The following is a 13,907-nucleotide window of genomic DNA, read 5'->3' on the forward strand; positions in this document are numbered from 1 at the left end:
TGATAATTATCACTAGATAAAAGACACATTGTTTTAAAACGTGACAAAACTATGACATTCAAACTATAAAAAAAGAGCATGGGCCTGATGAGACCGATGCTCTTGCAATGTACATTTGGAATTATGTCTATTTATTGACATCCTTGATAGGTTTAATTGAATCGTACAATTCTGTTTCTATTTGTTTGGAAAACGATATTCTTTTCTCTTCAGAAAGCTGCAAGTATTCTGTAATAAACTGCAACACTCTTTCTTTCCATTTCCATACAAACTCTGGTTTGAAATATAAAGCCCCTGTTCTTCTTATAAAAAAGTCAGATGGTGTTATCACCATCTCATGCTCAAGTCCATATAAAAGAGAACCAAAAAGATGCAAAGGCAACTTTGATTGCCGATTCAATTCTTTCTTATGAATGATATTGTCATATATATAGGAAATATTAGAACCATAACAATCAACTAAGTTTCTTGCTACAGTTGCGGACAACCCTATTTTTATCCCTATGTCAATTTGCTTTTCGATAAAAGCTGGAAATTGCGCTGTGCCGCCGACCTCTCCTCCAGATAATGTAACCTTAGCCGTCGAGCAAGGAGGATAGGTTACCCCAGTCTCTTTCTTTAGTTGTTTAACAATTACATCAACAACCTTCTCCGCCATTTTTCGATACCCTGTCAACTTGCCTCCCGCTATCGTAATCAGACCTGAATGAGAAAGAAATAATTCGTCCTTCCGAGAAATATCAGATGGCTTTTTTCCTTCCTCATGAATCAATGGACGTAAGCCCGACCAACTCGATTCTATATCTTCAGCTTTGAGTGTAAGCGACGGAAACATCGCATTTGTTGCTTCTAACAAATAGGTCAAGTCCTCTTCAGTCATTTGTGGGTGAACAGGGTCTTCGTGAAAGACCGTATCAGTAGTTCCAACATAGGTCTTATCTCCTCTTGGAATCGCAAAAATCATCCGACCATCTTTAAAGGGTGTATCGAAATAAACCGCTTGTTGTAAAGGGAATTTCGATTTATCGAAGACAATATGAACTCCTTTGGTTAAGAAAAGGTGCTTCCCTTCCTTTGATTGGTCTTTCTCTCGAATAAAATCAACCCAAGGTCCAGTGGCATTTACGACTTTTTTTGCTTTAATATGAAATGTGTCGCCTGTTAATCCATCAACGGCTTCAACTCCACTGACCTTCCCTTGCTCATAAAGAAGTGTATTTGCCTTCACGTAGTTTACGGCTAGAGCCCCTTTATCAACAGCTGTTTTAATAATTTCAATCGTTAACCTCGCATCATCTGTGCGATATTCCACATAATTTCCTGCACCTTTTAAGCCTTTAGTTTTAAGTAAAGGTTCTTTCGACTTGGCTTGTGTAGGCGAGAGCATGATTCTTCGTTCAGTTTTTTTTACCTTTGCTAATATATCGTAAAGCGATAATCCTAAAGATGTACTCCACTTACCAAAAGTTCCGCCTTTATAAATAGGTAACATCATCCATATTGGAGTTGTTACATGGGGGGCATTCTCATAGACGATAGCACGCTCTTTCCCTACCTCAGAAACAAGTTTAAATTCCAGTTGTTTTAAGTATCGAAGGCCTCCATGGATTAGTTTTGTAGAACGACTTGACGTACCTGCTGCAAAATCTTGCATTTCGATTAAACCGGTCGATAACCCGCGAACCTGTGCATCAAGGGCAATTCCGGATCCGGTTATCCCTCCTCCAATCACTAACACATCTACTTTTACATCCTTTAGTTTCATTATCGTGCGTATCCGTTTTTCGTTGTCCATACAACCTTCCTTTCAACCCATGTTACTAAGAATGTATGCACATCAAAAAGAGACAACAACAGATTTTTTACACTCAATCTGTTTGTCGCCTCATAGATTTTATCTATTTAAAAGCCATTGTTGCCTTGATTGCTTTTTGCCACCCGTCATATAGTCTTGTTCTTATGTCTTCTTCCATAACTGGGCTAAACGTTTGCTCTACTTTCCAATTTGTCGCAATGTCATCCTTACTTTCCCAAAATCCAACAGCGAGACCAGCTAAGTAAGCTGCTCCTAGAGCTGTCGTTTCATTTACTTCAGGTCGCTCAACTTCCACATCAAGGATGTCCGCCTGGAATTGCATTAGAAAATTATTCTTCACAGCTCCTCCGTCTGTTCGAAGTTTCTTTAAGGCTATCCCTGAGTCAGCTTCCATCGCTTGAAGGACATCTTTGGTTTGATAGGCTAACGATTCTAATGTTGCACGTATAAAATGCTCTTTTGAAGTGCCTCTTGTTATACCAAAAATCGCTCCACGAGCTTCACTATCCCAGTACGGAGTTCCTAAACCTACGAAGGCAGGAACAATATAAACTCCATCCGTTGAGGCAACTTTTGTCGCATATGCTTCCGTATCTGGAGCAGATTTAATCATACGAAGCCCATCCCGGAGCCATTGTACAGCAGATCCTGCCACAAAAATACTTCCTTCGAGTGCATATTCCACTTTTCCGTTTATTCCCCAGGCAATTGTCGTAAGAAGTCCATTTTCAGAAGGAACTGCTTTTTCACCCGTATTCATCAACATGAAACAGCCAGTACCATATGTATTTTTAGCCATTCCCTTTTCAAAGCAAGCCTGACCAAATAAGGCAGCTTGCTGGTCACCCGCAACTCCGGCAAGTGGAATTTGTTGTCCAAAGAAATGTGTGTCTGTCGTATGACCATAGACTTCAGAGGATGAACGAACCTCAGGTAACATCGAATGAGGAACTTCTAAAATCCTCAATAACTCTTCATCCCACTTCAAATCATATATATTGTACATCAATGTCCTTGAGACGTTTGTATAATCGGTAACATGTGTTTTCCCATCAGTAAACTTCCAAATCAGCCATGAATCAATCGTTCCAAAAAGCAGGTCACCTCTAGTCGCCTTTTCTCTTGCGCCCTCAACATGGTCTAGTATCCATTTCACTTTTGTTCCTGAAAAATAGGGGTCAATAAGAAGTCCCGTTTTAGAACGAAATAAGTCGTCATGCCCTTCTTCTTTTAGTTGGTCACATATCGTTGCCGTTTGTCTAGATTGCCATACAATCGCATGATAAATTGGTTTACCAGTATGTTTATCCCAAACGACAGCTGTTTCTCTTTGATTTGTAATTCCAATACTTGCAATGGCTTCCGGTTGAACCTCTGCTTCTGATAGAACACTAGCAATGACTGATAACACCGAACCCCATATTTCATTGGCATCATGTTCCACCCATCCTGGTTGTGGAAAAAACTGAGTGAACTCTTTTTGCGAGGAGTGAACAATCTCCCCTTTTTTATTAAATAGAATCGCTCTTGTACTCGTTGTTCCTTGATCTAGAGCTAAAATATAGCTTTTTTCCATCATAACCCCTCCTCATTTGAAACCCTCTGCCTAATTTTATTTTAGATTAATCCTTTTGGGTGTCTACTTTATATCACTTTATTTCACTAGGTAGATAACCTATGATATCTTTTTTGTATTCATGTATAAAATAGGCTGACTCCACACTATACACCAAGATATAACGATAGAAGAACACTAGGGAGACCTACAAAAAATATCTTATACTTTAGACGTCTTCGATTCAGATAAAAGACTTCATCCTGTTTATTTCTTACTATATTAGCCAGGTTCATAAAAAACAATCCAATATGCATATATAAGGCAATCGCTAAGCAAAGTGTACTAGGAATAACATGTGTATAAAAGAACAACCTTTCTGACTCAGTCACTAACAATATAAAAATACCTAATAAAGCATAGATTACCACTATAATAATAGCTATTCTCATTACTTTTCCCCCAACAAAACTATTTCAATTGTTCTTGACTTTATTTTAAATTAGATCGTTATAAAAATAGTAGAGATATAGGGCAAGAAAAACTGCTACCATAAAAAGTTTAATAAATTTTTTTCTATTTTTATTAATTATAAGCTCTATAACAACGCACAATAAAGCTAAAACAAATCCAACAAATGATATAAAATATTGGTCCAAAATAAAACCTGTATAAACTAGTACTGACACAATTATTAAAAAGATCACTTCTGGCCTCTTTATCTCTTTTTTCATCAACATTTTTTCGTCAGAATTTTTCTTTTTATAACTTTTAAAGAAGGCAAAGAGTAAAATTAGAAAAAACAACACTAGAAATAAATAATTCAAGATTAGTAGCCCCCACATAGTAGAAAGTTAAGGTTAAGCCTTAATTCATTCTTGGAGTAACCTTTTCTAACTTCATTTTACCGTAATTATCCATTTATTACAGAGAATTATTATCTTCCTTCCTACAAAACGATTCATAAGCTGGCTTTAAATAGCCAATAAAATGAAGCCAGGACAAAAGATTGTTTTTTCCTTTTGTCCTGGCTCGATACAAAAATTAAGTTACCCTCCACTTACAGGAGGGATAATTGCAACTACATCGTTCTCTCTAATCACATCTTCCTCATTCGCAAACTCTTCATTAATGGCCACCATCATTTTAGTTAGTGCAGGAAAGTCAGGATACAATCCAATTAGCTTTTCTTTTAACTGAGAAACGGTAATGTCCTGTTCTTCAATAGTTAGTTCTGATTGCCCAGCCTTTTCTTGTAATTCAGCAAATAATAATACCTTCATTCTACGATATTCTCCTTATCTGGAATTCCCGGCACGTTTTCTAGCTGATCACCAATCCATTTTTCGCCGTCTTCCCAATGTTCTTTTTTCCAAATCGGGACAATTTCTTTAATTCGTTCAATGGCATAGCGACTTGCATCATAAGAATCGGCACGATGTGGGGTCGAGACTGCAATGACGACAGCAATATCAGTGATTTCTAATCGACCAATCCGGTGAGTAATCGCGACACGAGCTTCTGGATACTTTTCCACAATCTCATCGCCAATTTGCGCTAGCTTTTTTTCTGCCATTGGCACATACGCGTCATATTCTAAATAGAGCGTTGTCTTTCCTTTTGTTAACTCCCTCACCGTTCCGATAAAAGTATTAATTGCTCCTGCATGCGGATGCACGACTTTATCTACAACTTCTTGGATAGTAATGCCTTCTCTTGTTATGTTAAAAAGATGATTCATTTAAGACTCCCTCCCGAGATAATCTAGCAACCATGTATAAAAAAGTTCTTTTTCTTCTAGCTTGAAAATAGGTACATCCAAATCAAGATTAGCATCTTTATCCCACACGATAACCGCTTTAATGTTTAGAAGCTCTTGTAGCAATGTTATATCTTCTTTGTTACGAACGATAACCACTTTGTCATAGGCTTCTCTTTTAAAGCCTTCAACTAAAATACAATCAATAGAAAAAGAGTCATAAATCTCTACAATATTTTGTAACGACCATGGTTCTCCTTGATTGACTTGAACTTGCAGGGAACCTGCAGCGGATACGGCTGAAGCGATTGCACCTGCTTGACGATGCTTCCATGAGTCTTTTCCTTCATCTAAAGCAAGAAGTTCCGACCCATGACCATGATGTTTAACCGTAGCCACCTTTATCCCTTTAGAAGATAAGAAAGTAATCACATCGTTTAGATAAGTTGTTTTTCCGCTATTACTATACCCTACAAACTGAAGGACCTTTACTCCCACGGCCATTCGCTTCCTTCTCCACCAAGTAATAATACGTCAACGGTAGCTCCTCCTTCATAGCCCCTTGTTCCACCTGGAAGAACCAATAATGCATTGGCATCTGCTAGAGATGTCACTACACCAGATTTATCTAAACCTGTTGGGGCCACTGACAATTGACCTTGTTGAATTGTTACTCTACTTCTTACAAAACGGGAGAACGGGTTAGGCTTTGGAAAATCCGCCGCTAACATCGCTTGTTCCTTTTGAAGATGTGGTTTTGGGTCTGAAAAACCTGAGCGAATCACAGGTCTCACTAACAATTCAAATCCGACAAAGCATGCCGATGGATTGCCTGATAAACCGAATAAGAGTTTTCCATTGAGCTCAGCAACTGTCGTTACACTACCGGGACGCATTGCTATTTTATTGAAAAGAACCGTTGCACCTAGCTTCTCGTAAATCGCTGGTAAATAATCATAATCTCCTACCGATACACCGCCTGTAGTAATTACATAATCCACTTCATCTAAACAACTAGCTATTGCTTCATAACACTGGTCAAAATCATCAACCAGTTTACCATAATAATGTGGAATCGCTCCTGCCTGTTTCACTTGAGAGGCAACCATATAGGCATTGCTATTACGAATCTTACCCGGTTCTAACTCCTCATCTACCTCAAGTAATTCTGTTCCTGTAGCAAATATCCCGACTTTTGGCGGCTTACAAACAGGCACTTTCGCATAACCAAATGTGGCAAGGAGAGCTTTGATCCCAGCATGAATTGTACTTCCTTTTTTCACCAAGGACGTGCCCTCTTTGGCATCTTCCCCTTGCTTTGAGATGTTATCTCCTAGCTTTAATTTTCTACGGATTTCTATATAGGGCTTACCCTCAATTTCAAGCTCTTTTGTCAGCTCAAACATAATCACTGTATCTGTTCCTACTGGAATTTGCGCTCCCGTCATGATCCGGATAGCTTGAAAAGGTTCTGGTACTTTAGTGGCCACATGACCCGCACCAATTTCTTCAATGACTTCAAGTCGAACAGGGTCCTCAGCTGATGCATGATAGGTATCTTCAGCTCTCACAGCAAAACCATCATACGGAGATTTATCAAACGGTGGAACATCATGTGTAGCTTTAATATCTTCTCCTACTACGCGTCCGTCGCTTTCTTCAATTGAAACATATTCAATGGGTTGTGTAGTTATGTAACTCAGCACATGGGCAACTGCCTCTTTTACTGGAATTGGTTTACGTCGTTCTACCATTGTCATCACCTCTATCGTAATCGTTCTGTTTTACTCTTCTAGTTGAAATGATACCATATATCGTTCATAATCAAAGCATGTTTTAGTTGTTTTCCTATTATTACTTCAACAAGACGAAGGCGTATGTGATAAAATACACACAACCTTTTACTCAGCTTTTAGTATAATGGCTTGTATAATTTTAGAAGATGGATAGGTGAAACCATGAATAAATGTCTATTTTTTATAACATCAATAATTCTTATTCTTATATCAGGTTGTGGCGCTCAACAAGAAGATGAAATACAGCCAAAATTGTATGTTGCGGCTGCATCAGATTTATTGTTCGCCTTTCAGGAGATACAACCACTTTTTGAAGAAAAATATAATGTACAGCTTACTTTTTCGTTTGGTTCGACAGGTCAACTGGCTGATCAAATTGAAAATGGGGCTCCATTTGATGCCTTTGCCGCTGCAAACGAACATTTTATTGACCAACTTGCTGAAAAAGACCTTATCGTTGAAGAAACGAGAGAAATATACGCACTAGGTTTAATTGGACTGGCCACATTGCCTGATAGCTCAATAGAAGTAGCTTCCATTGAAGATTTGTTGAAAGATAGTGTCAAAAAAATAGCAATAGCAAATCCGGAACACGCTCCATATGGAATGGCAGCAAAGGAAGCATTAGAACAAGCTGGAATATGGGATTCCATTCAATCGCGCCTTATTTTTGGAAGAAATATCTCTGATACATTGACACTGCTTGAAACAGGAAATGTCGAAGCGGCAATCATCGCTCGTTCTCTAGCTCATGAATATATTAATTTTACATATATTGACCAAGAATTGTATACGCCATTACATCAAACGGTTGCTGTCATAAACACAAGTGAAAATCAAGAACTCGCAGCAGCTTTTATCGAATTCATTCAAAATGAAGGGCGACCTATCATGGATAAATACGGATTTCTGCCAACTGAGGGGAAGTAAGGATGTCTGACATAAACCTTTTTCCCTTAGTCTTATCGTTACAGGTTGCCTTAACGGCTACGCTACTATCCGTAGTAGTTGGTCTTCCGATAGCCTATTATTTAAGTCATTCAAAAAATAGATTTGCCGATATTATAGATACTTTTGTTACATTACCTATTGTTCTCCCACCAACTGTTCTTGGATACTATTTATTAGTTTTATTAGGTCGACAAAGTTCAGTTGGAGCTTTCCTTGAGGAACACTTTAATATCATGATTGTATTTACTCCAACTGGAGCTGTTATTGCAGCACTTATCGTTGGAATCCCTTTTTTAATTAAATCTGCTAAAGCTGCTTTTACTGACATGGATAAGCATATTATTCATGCTGCTAGAGTATTAGGAAAAAATGAATGGTATATTTTCTTTAGTATTATTGTTCCTTTATCATGGCCAGGAATTTTAACAGGAGTGACCTTAAGCTTTGCCCGCTCTCTCGGCGATTTTGGTGTCACTTTAATGGTAGCTGGGAGTATCCCAGGGGAAACGATGACGATGCCAATCGCCATTTATGATGCTCTTCTTTCAGGAAATCGAACATTGGCCCATACTCTCGTTTTCATTATGACTGGGACTTCCTTGCTTATTCTTTATATGATTAACAGATTGGAACGAAAAATATCAAAGGGGCGATAATTGATGCTCTCTGTAAATATAGTCAAACAGTTCAAAGATTTCACCCTCCAACTAGATTTTTTGGCATCCAATGAAATCACTGGTCTGATTGGTCCTTCAGGTAGCGGAAAAAGTCTAACACTTCAGTGTATTGCAGGACTACAGACACCTGATGAAGGAGAAATCAGACTTCATAATCAAACGTTTTTTGATTCCAAACAAAAGATAAATATGAAAACGCGACACCGCAGAGTTGGTTATGTTTTTCAACAGTATGCCTTATTTCCACATCTCACAGTCGCTCAAAACATTAGCTATGGCTTGGGACATCTTACAAAACAGGAAAGAAAAAAGGCCGTCAAAAAATATCTTGTTATGATGGAATTAAAAGGGCTCGAAGACCATTACCCTTCAGCCCTATCAGGAGGACAACAACAACGAACCGCACTGGCGAGAACATTAATCACAAAACCAGATATTTTACTACTAGATGAACCATTTTCAGCTCTTGATCGGTCCCTACGTATTCGCTTAGCTGAAGAATTATTATCGTTAGTCAAAGAGCACTTTCATGGTCCGGTTCTTCTTGTCACACATGATATAGATGAAGCTTATCAACTTTGTCGTTCTATCGTTTTGCTTAACCAAGGTAAAAAGATTCAAGCAGGTTGTAAAAACAACGTCTTTGCACAGCCCAACTCAATTGGTGCTGCAAAGCTACTAGGTTGCAAAAATCTAATCGCGATCCATTCCATTCCTAGTCAAACCGAAATCAAAAGTGAGCAAATGATAGTAAAGGTACCGGATTTACTTCATACGGTACCTTCCTATCTTGGGATTCACCCACATGATATAAAATTAGGAGTCACTGTGTCCGAGACTGAAAACACATTTTCTTGTATCGTTTTATCACAAAAAGAGGCTTTGTATAAAACAACGTTCACAGTACAGTCAGAAGGTTTACGATTTGAAATAGATGTGACAAAAGAACAAGCAAAACAACTTGAGCAAAACAAAACTCTATTCATTCACCTTCCCAAAGAGAAGATATTCTTATGTTGAGGGGACATACGCGCATGTCGGGTCGCTTTCTAAATAGTCACCATGAATTGCAAAGGCACGCGCTCTTGACCCTCCGCAAATCTCTTTAAATTCGCATCGCCCACACTTCCCCTTTAACAGCGTTTTATCACGAAGCTCCTTCATTATTGGTGAGTTTTGATAAATATCTAGTAACGAACTCTCTCGAACATTTCCACATTTAATTGGTAAGAAACCACTTGGATAAACATCTCCTATATGGCTTATAAACACAAATCCGTCCCCATCGTTAACACTTTTTGGGGCTCTTCCAAGAACATCAAGCTTCTTTTCAGTTTGTTGTAACAGTCTTTCCTGAAGAACAACTCTACGATAATGAGGCGCTTCAGTCGCTTTAACGTGGTATGGCATTTTTTGCTGAATGGTTGTGAGCCATTTCATAACTGATTCATGCTCATCCGCCGTTAGCATATGTTCTTGCTGTCCCCTTCCCACAGGAATTAAAAAGAACAGACTCCATAAAACCGCACCAAATTCTTTGATTAGTTCACTAATCGCTTCTAAGTCACCCACATTTAAAGTTGTGACAGTTGTGTTAATTTGAATCGGTATGTTCATTTCTTTTAGATAAGAAATCCCCTTAATCGTACGGTCAAAAGACCCTTTGGTTCCTCTAAAAGCATCATGAATGTCATCATTTGAACCATCTAAACTAAACGCCCATCGCGATAATCCTACGTCTTTTGCTTGTTGTACGGCTTTTCTTGTGACCATTGGCGTGGCACTTGGTGTCATAGATACTGATAATCCCTTTTCATGAATCGCATAGTGAGCCAATTCAAACAAGTCAGGCCGCATTAATGGGTCTCCACCAGTAAAAACAAATAACGGATTACCCATAGCTGCAATATCATCTATTACTTTTTTTCCTTCTTCAAATGAAAGCTGGCGTGGATCAGGAGTATATTGAGCCTCTGCCCTACAATGGACACATTTAAGTGCACATGCTCTTGTCACTTCCCAAATGACGATAAACGGAAATTCGTTATAATTGACTGTCTTCACAGTAATCACCTCCCCTTAAAACTACTTTACTTTTGAGGGAATGACTGTGAATTAAATCACATCCAAGGACACTAGGACCTAGTAAAATGACGGTAAGTCATCAGCAATGACACTAAAAAAGGAAGTGAATGGAAATGTTATCAGGTCAAGTAATTGCCATAACGAGCGGAAAAGGCGGGGTTGGTAAATCAACAGTCTCGATTAATTTAGCTCTTGCCCTTTCACGTTTAAATAAAAAAGTAGGAATAATCGATTTAGACATTTACGGGTTCAGCATTCCTAAAATGCTATCGATTACAAGCCGTCCCAAAACCTTTAATGAAAAAATCATTCCGGTAAGCTCTCATGGTCTTACTGTCATGTCTACAGGTTTTATGGTACGAGAAAATAGCCCTATCGTTTGGAGAGGGCCTATGCTCGGAAAAATGATAGAGCATTTTATTCAAGATGTCCTTTGGGGAAAGATGGATTACATCCTTCTAGATATGCCTCCTGGTACGGGAGATGTTGCTCTAGATATGCATCACATGATTCCACAAAGTAAGGAAATTATTGTAACTACACCACACGATGCGGCCTCCCATGTAGCGGAACGCGCAGGAACAATGGCCAAACAAACAAATCATGAGATATTAGGAATTATTGAAAACATGTCATACTTTTCCCCTCCTAACCGAGAAGATGAAAAATACTTTCTTTTTGGGAAAGGCGGCGGAGAGAAGTTAGCACAAAAGCTTGAAACCCCTTTACTTGCGAAATTGCCCATGGCTATTCCTAATGAAGATGGTGAAGTCAGCTCTATTTTTGAGGAGAATACTCCTCTATTTGAGCAATATAATCTATTGGCAAAGAAAGTTGATGCCATGTTTGCCATCGTATAAACCATAATAGTTATTCTAGGTAAAAAGGATCTCGGGAAAAGTAAATACTTTCTTAAGATCCTTTTATCCTAGTAGGGGATAGATATACTTTATCATTTTGATTTAGTGAAAACTGTAACATAGATCACACGATCTACTGTTTCATACCATTAGAAAAAAAAAAAGATATGGGTGAGTGAGTAACCATGAATCATGAGCAAGTAATTAATAGTATCCCTTTGTTTGAAAACCTAACAAAAGAACATAAGGTATTTCTCGAGGACCTTATTTTTACACAACAATTACAAAAAGGCGAAGTATTATTTCTTGAATCAGAAGAGGCTCTGGCTGTCTTTTTTGTGACGATAGGAAAAATCCGATTAAGTAAAAGTACAAGTGATGGAAAAGAAATTGTCTTGCATGTTCGAAAAGACGGAGATATGTTTGCAGCCACTTCTATTTTTTCAAAACCAGGAGAAACCTATCCCGCAACAGCAACCGCCATTGAACCGACAACCGTGTCTTTCATTCGGAAAGCAGACTTTGAACAATTATTGTTACGAACTCCAGAACTTGCTCTGCCCATTTTTCAAACAATGTCTGAACGCCTTAGACTTTCTCAAAAAACACTAAGAGATGTAGCGCTCTTTGGAAAACAAAATTCACTCGCCTCCACACTGCTCCGATTTGCAAAGGATTATGGACGCCAAGCCTCAAACGGAACTTTAATAGATTTAAAATTAACTCATGAAGAATTAGGAAGTTATTTCGGGGCGACCAGAGAAAGTGTAAATCGAATGATTAATCAATTAAAAAAGGACGGAATCATATCCATGGATCATGGCTATATCACGATTCACCAAAAGGACTATTTAGAGGAGTTACTCAATAACTAAAATCTAGAGACTCACTGAAAATACTTATTTTATAGTTGTTTTCAGTAGTCTTGGATGGTTGTGACATGGACTTAATCCTCTTTCACTCGGGTTGTCTGTATTCGTGGCGGTTTCGGACTCCGTCTCCGCTGTTTACTCTTGGCCTGTCCGTATTCATTCCATTTAAAATAGCTCCCTACTTTAACGCATCCGTATTCATTCTGGCAAATGCTCAACCTTTTCCATAACAAGTTTAGTCCTTCTTGAATATATTTACATCTTTCACATATAATGATGAGGATTAGCTATCCCTCGGCTATTCTTTTTAATCTCCATCCTTCTTTTACTTTCCTAATCACAGAGACTCTAAAGCTACTATCGGATGTGCATAATTCTAGCATTTCCCTTTTATGGGTGATATACTATTAATGATTACATATTTCCTGAAACACTTGATAATAATAAGGTTTGTCCAAAAACAAGCCTTTTATTATACTCGATTATCGAGAAAAATTTTTATAGGGGGTAACAAAGTATGAACAAGAAACTTGGTTTTATTGGCGCACTTATGCTAACACTTGCACTACTTCTTTCAGCATGTGGTAATGATGTTGAAGATGTCACTGTTTTAACAGGTGGTGAGCAAGGGGTTTACTTCCCGCTTGGAGTAGCATTAGCAAACAATATTATTAACGAACATGTTGATGGTGTTGAGGCTTCTCCTTTCACATCAGGTGCATCTGTTGCGAACATTAATGATTTAGTTGATGGTCAAGGCGATATTGCACTAGTTCAAAATGATATGGCTTACTATGCAATCAATGGAATTGGACCATTTGACGAAGCGTTAACAGGATTCCAAGGAATTGCAACACTTTATCCTGAAGTCGTTCAAATTATTACATCTGCTGACAGCGGAATTGAAACGGTGGAAGATTTAGTTGGTAAACGAGTCGCTGTTGGTGATATCGGTTCAGGAGCAGAAGCAAACGCTAACCAAATCCTTGCTGCTCATGGCCTTTCTTATGATGATATCGATGAAGAATACATGGCTTTTGGTGATGCATCAGCAAATATTCAAGATGGTAATATCGATGCAGCCTTTATTACAGGTGGATTACCAACTGGAGCAGTTGAGGCACTAAGAGCAACAACAGATATTCGTTTAGTTTCTATTAATCCAGATAAAATTGCTGAACTTGAAGCTGAATATCCATACTATACATCATATACTGTTGAATCTGATGTATATGGTACAGATGCTGATGCTACGACTGTTGCCGTACTTGCTATGTTAATCGTACGCTCAGATCTATCTGAAGACTTAGTATATGACATTACAAGTGCTATGTTCTCTAATACTGAACAATTCTCTAATGCACATCAACAAGGAACAAACATAACGTTAGATACAGCTTTAGATGGCATGTCTATTGATGTGCATCCTGGTGCTCAGCGTTTCTACGATGAGCAGTAATCACTTTTCTTTTGTAAGGAAAGGAAATAAAAAGGTATTGCTATCAAGCAATACCTTTTTGTTCCTTCTATTCCTAG

15 protein-coding genes are annotated in these 13,907 nt (G+C 38.3%); 6 read left to right on the plus strand and 9 right to left on the minus strand.

The annotated features are described in order from the left end of the window. Nucleotides 1–127: 127 nt before the first annotated feature. The 8 genes from BK585_RS17535 to BK585_RS17570 form a co-directional block, all read right to left on the minus strand. Nucleotides 128–1,795, minus strand: coding sequence for a glycerol-3-phosphate dehydrogenase/oxidase (locus BK585_RS17535; RefSeq protein WP_078555234.1), 1,668 nt, complete (start codon nucleotides 1,793–1,795; stop codon nucleotides 128–130). 103 nt (nucleotides 1,796–1,898) lie between these two features. Further along, entirely contained in the window at nucleotides 1,899–3,392 is a 1,494-nt protein-coding gene (gene glpK, locus BK585_RS17540; protein WP_078555235.1) for a glycerol kinase GlpK, read from the minus strand. Nucleotides 3,393–3,538: 146 nt separating this feature from the next. Beyond that, entirely contained in the window at nucleotides 3,539–3,823 is a 285-nt protein-coding gene (locus tag BK585_RS17545; protein WP_078555236.1) for a hypothetical protein, read from the minus strand. A gap of 45 nt (nucleotides 3,824–3,868) precedes the next feature. Next, nucleotides 3,869–4,198: a hypothetical protein gene (locus BK585_RS17550; RefSeq protein ID WP_078555237.1), complete on the minus strand. Its 330-nt coding sequence runs from the start codon at nucleotides 4,196–4,198 to the stop codon at nucleotides 3,869–3,871. 222 nt (nucleotides 4,199–4,420) lie between these two features. Then, on the minus strand, nucleotides 4,421–4,654 hold the full coding sequence (moaD, locus tag BK585_RS17555; RefSeq protein ID WP_078555238.1) for a molybdopterin converting factor subunit 1: 234 nt from the start codon (nucleotides 4,652–4,654) through the stop codon (nucleotides 4,421–4,423). Beyond that, a complete protein-coding gene (locus BK585_RS17560; RefSeq protein WP_078555239.1) occupies nucleotides 4,651–5,112 on the minus strand; it encodes a molybdenum cofactor biosynthesis protein MoaE in 462 nt (153 codons plus the stop codon). Before BK585_RS17560 ends, moaD begins: the two co-directional genes overlap by 4 nt. After that, entirely contained in the window at nucleotides 5,113–5,634 is a 522-nt protein-coding gene (gene mobB / locus BK585_RS17565; RefSeq protein WP_078555240.1) for a molybdopterin-guanine dinucleotide biosynthesis protein B, read from the minus strand. Next, entirely contained in the window at nucleotides 5,619–6,884 is a 1,266-nt protein-coding gene (locus tag BK585_RS17570) for a molybdopterin molybdotransferase MoeA (RefSeq protein WP_078555241.1), read from the minus strand. Before BK585_RS17570 ends, mobB begins: the two co-directional genes overlap by 16 nt. Nucleotides 6,885–7,088: 204 nt before the next feature. On the opposite strand from BK585_RS17570, the gene modA reads away from it, so the two are divergent. The 3 genes from modA to BK585_RS17585 are packed head-to-tail and all read left to right on the plus strand — an operon-like array spanning nucleotide 7,089 to nucleotide 9,574. Beyond that, nucleotides 7,089–7,856, plus strand: coding sequence for a molybdate ABC transporter substrate-binding protein (gene modA / locus BK585_RS17575; protein ID WP_078555242.1), 768 nt, complete (start codon nucleotides 7,089–7,091; stop codon nucleotides 7,854–7,856). A 2-nt stretch (nucleotides 7,857–7,858) separates the two neighbouring features. Further along, nucleotides 7,859–8,533: a molybdate ABC transporter permease subunit gene (gene modB, locus BK585_RS17580; RefSeq protein ID WP_078555243.1), complete on the plus strand. Its 675-nt coding sequence runs from the start codon at nucleotides 7,859–7,861 to the stop codon at nucleotides 8,531–8,533. 3 nt (nucleotides 8,534–8,536) lie between these two features. Next, complete coding sequence (locus BK585_RS17585) at nucleotides 8,537–9,574, plus strand: sulfate/molybdate ABC transporter ATP-binding protein (RefSeq protein WP_078555244.1); 1,038 nt, start codon at nucleotides 8,537–8,539, stop codon at nucleotides 9,572–9,574. On the opposite strand, the gene BK585_RS17590 is transcribed toward BK585_RS17585, so the two are convergent. Further along, nucleotides 9,566–10,627, minus strand: coding sequence for a TIGR04053 family radical SAM/SPASM domain-containing protein (locus BK585_RS17590; protein ID WP_078555245.1), 1,062 nt, complete (start codon nucleotides 10,625–10,627; stop codon nucleotides 9,566–9,568). The genes BK585_RS17585 and BK585_RS17590 overlap by 9 nt on opposite strands. Before the next feature lie 119 nt (nucleotides 10,628–10,746). Between BK585_RS17590 and BK585_RS17595 the strand changes: the two genes are divergently transcribed. The 3 genes from BK585_RS17595 to BK585_RS17605 all read left to right on the plus strand — a co-directional run bounded on the left by BK585_RS17595 (nucleotide 10,747) and on the right by BK585_RS17605 (nucleotide 13,830). Then, nucleotides 10,747–11,499, plus strand: a complete 753-nt coding sequence (locus tag BK585_RS17595; RefSeq protein WP_078555246.1) for an Mrp/NBP35 family ATP-binding protein — start codon at nucleotides 10,747–10,749, stop codon at nucleotides 11,497–11,499. A 185-nt stretch (nucleotides 11,500–11,684) separates the two neighbouring features. After that, nucleotides 11,685–12,374 (plus strand): Crp/Fnr family transcriptional regulator, encoded by a 690-nt coding sequence (locus tag BK585_RS17600; protein WP_078555247.1) that lies wholly within the window; start codon nucleotides 11,685–11,687, stop codon nucleotides 12,372–12,374. Nucleotides 12,375–12,888: 514 nt separating this feature from the next. Continuing rightward, nucleotides 12,889–13,830, plus strand: coding sequence for a TAXI family TRAP transporter solute-binding subunit (locus BK585_RS17605; protein ID WP_078555248.1), 942 nt, complete (start codon nucleotides 12,889–12,891; stop codon nucleotides 13,828–13,830). Nucleotides 13,831–13,907 lie beyond the last annotated feature (77 nt).

The sequence above is a fragment of the Bacillus alkalicellulosilyticus genome, from assembly GCF_002019795.1.
In the GTDB taxonomy this organism is placed as follows: Bacteria; Bacillota; Bacilli; order Bacillales; family Bacillaceae_F; genus Bacillus_AO; species Bacillus_AO alkalicellulosilyticum.

Excerpts from the sequence above, each read along its gene's own strand:
- BK585_RS17585 (WP_078555244.1), top strand. The coding sequence starts at position 8,537 with ATGCTCTCTGTAAATATAGTCAAACAGTTCAAAGATTTCACCCTCCAA.
- BK585_RS17535 (WP_078555234.1), bottom strand. The coding sequence starts at position 1,795 with ATGGACAACGAAAAACGGATACGCACGATAATGAAACTAAAGGATGTA.
- glpK (WP_078555235.1), bottom strand. The coding sequence starts at position 3,392 with ATGGAAAAAAGCTATATTTTAGCTCTAGATCAAGGAACAACGAGTACA.
- BK585_RS17605 (WP_078555248.1), top strand. The coding sequence starts at position 12,889 with ATGAACAAGAAACTTGGTTTTATTGGCGCACTTATGCTAACACTTGCA.
- BK585_RS17570 (WP_078555241.1), bottom strand. The coding sequence starts at position 6,884 with ATGGTAGAACGACGTAAACCAATTCCAGTAAAAGAGGCAGTTGCCCAT.
- BK585_RS17600 (WP_078555247.1), top strand. The coding sequence starts at position 11,685 with ATGAATCATGAGCAAGTAATTAATAGTATCCCTTTGTTTGAAAACCTA.
- BK585_RS17545 (WP_078555236.1), bottom strand. The coding sequence starts at position 3,823 with ATGAGAATAGCTATTATTATAGTGGTAATCTATGCTTTATTAGGTATT.
- BK585_RS17560 (WP_078555239.1), bottom strand. The coding sequence starts at position 5,112 with ATGAATCATCTTTTTAACATAACAAGAGAAGGCATTACTATCCAAGAA.
- modB (WP_078555243.1), top strand. The coding sequence starts at position 7,859 with ATGTCTGACATAAACCTTTTTCCCTTAGTCTTATCGTTACAGGTTGCC.
- moaD (WP_078555238.1), bottom strand. The coding sequence starts at position 4,654 with ATGAAGGTATTATTATTTGCTGAATTACAAGAAAAGGCTGGGCAATCA.
- BK585_RS17595 (WP_078555246.1), top strand. The coding sequence starts at position 10,747 with ATGGAAATGTTATCAGGTCAAGTAATTGCCATAACGAGCGGAAAAGGC.
- modA (WP_078555242.1), top strand. The coding sequence starts at position 7,089 with ATGAATAAATGTCTATTTTTTATAACATCAATAATTCTTATTCTTATA.
- mobB (WP_078555240.1), bottom strand. The coding sequence starts at position 5,634 with ATGGCCGTGGGAGTAAAGGTCCTTCAGTTTGTAGGGTATAGTAATAGC.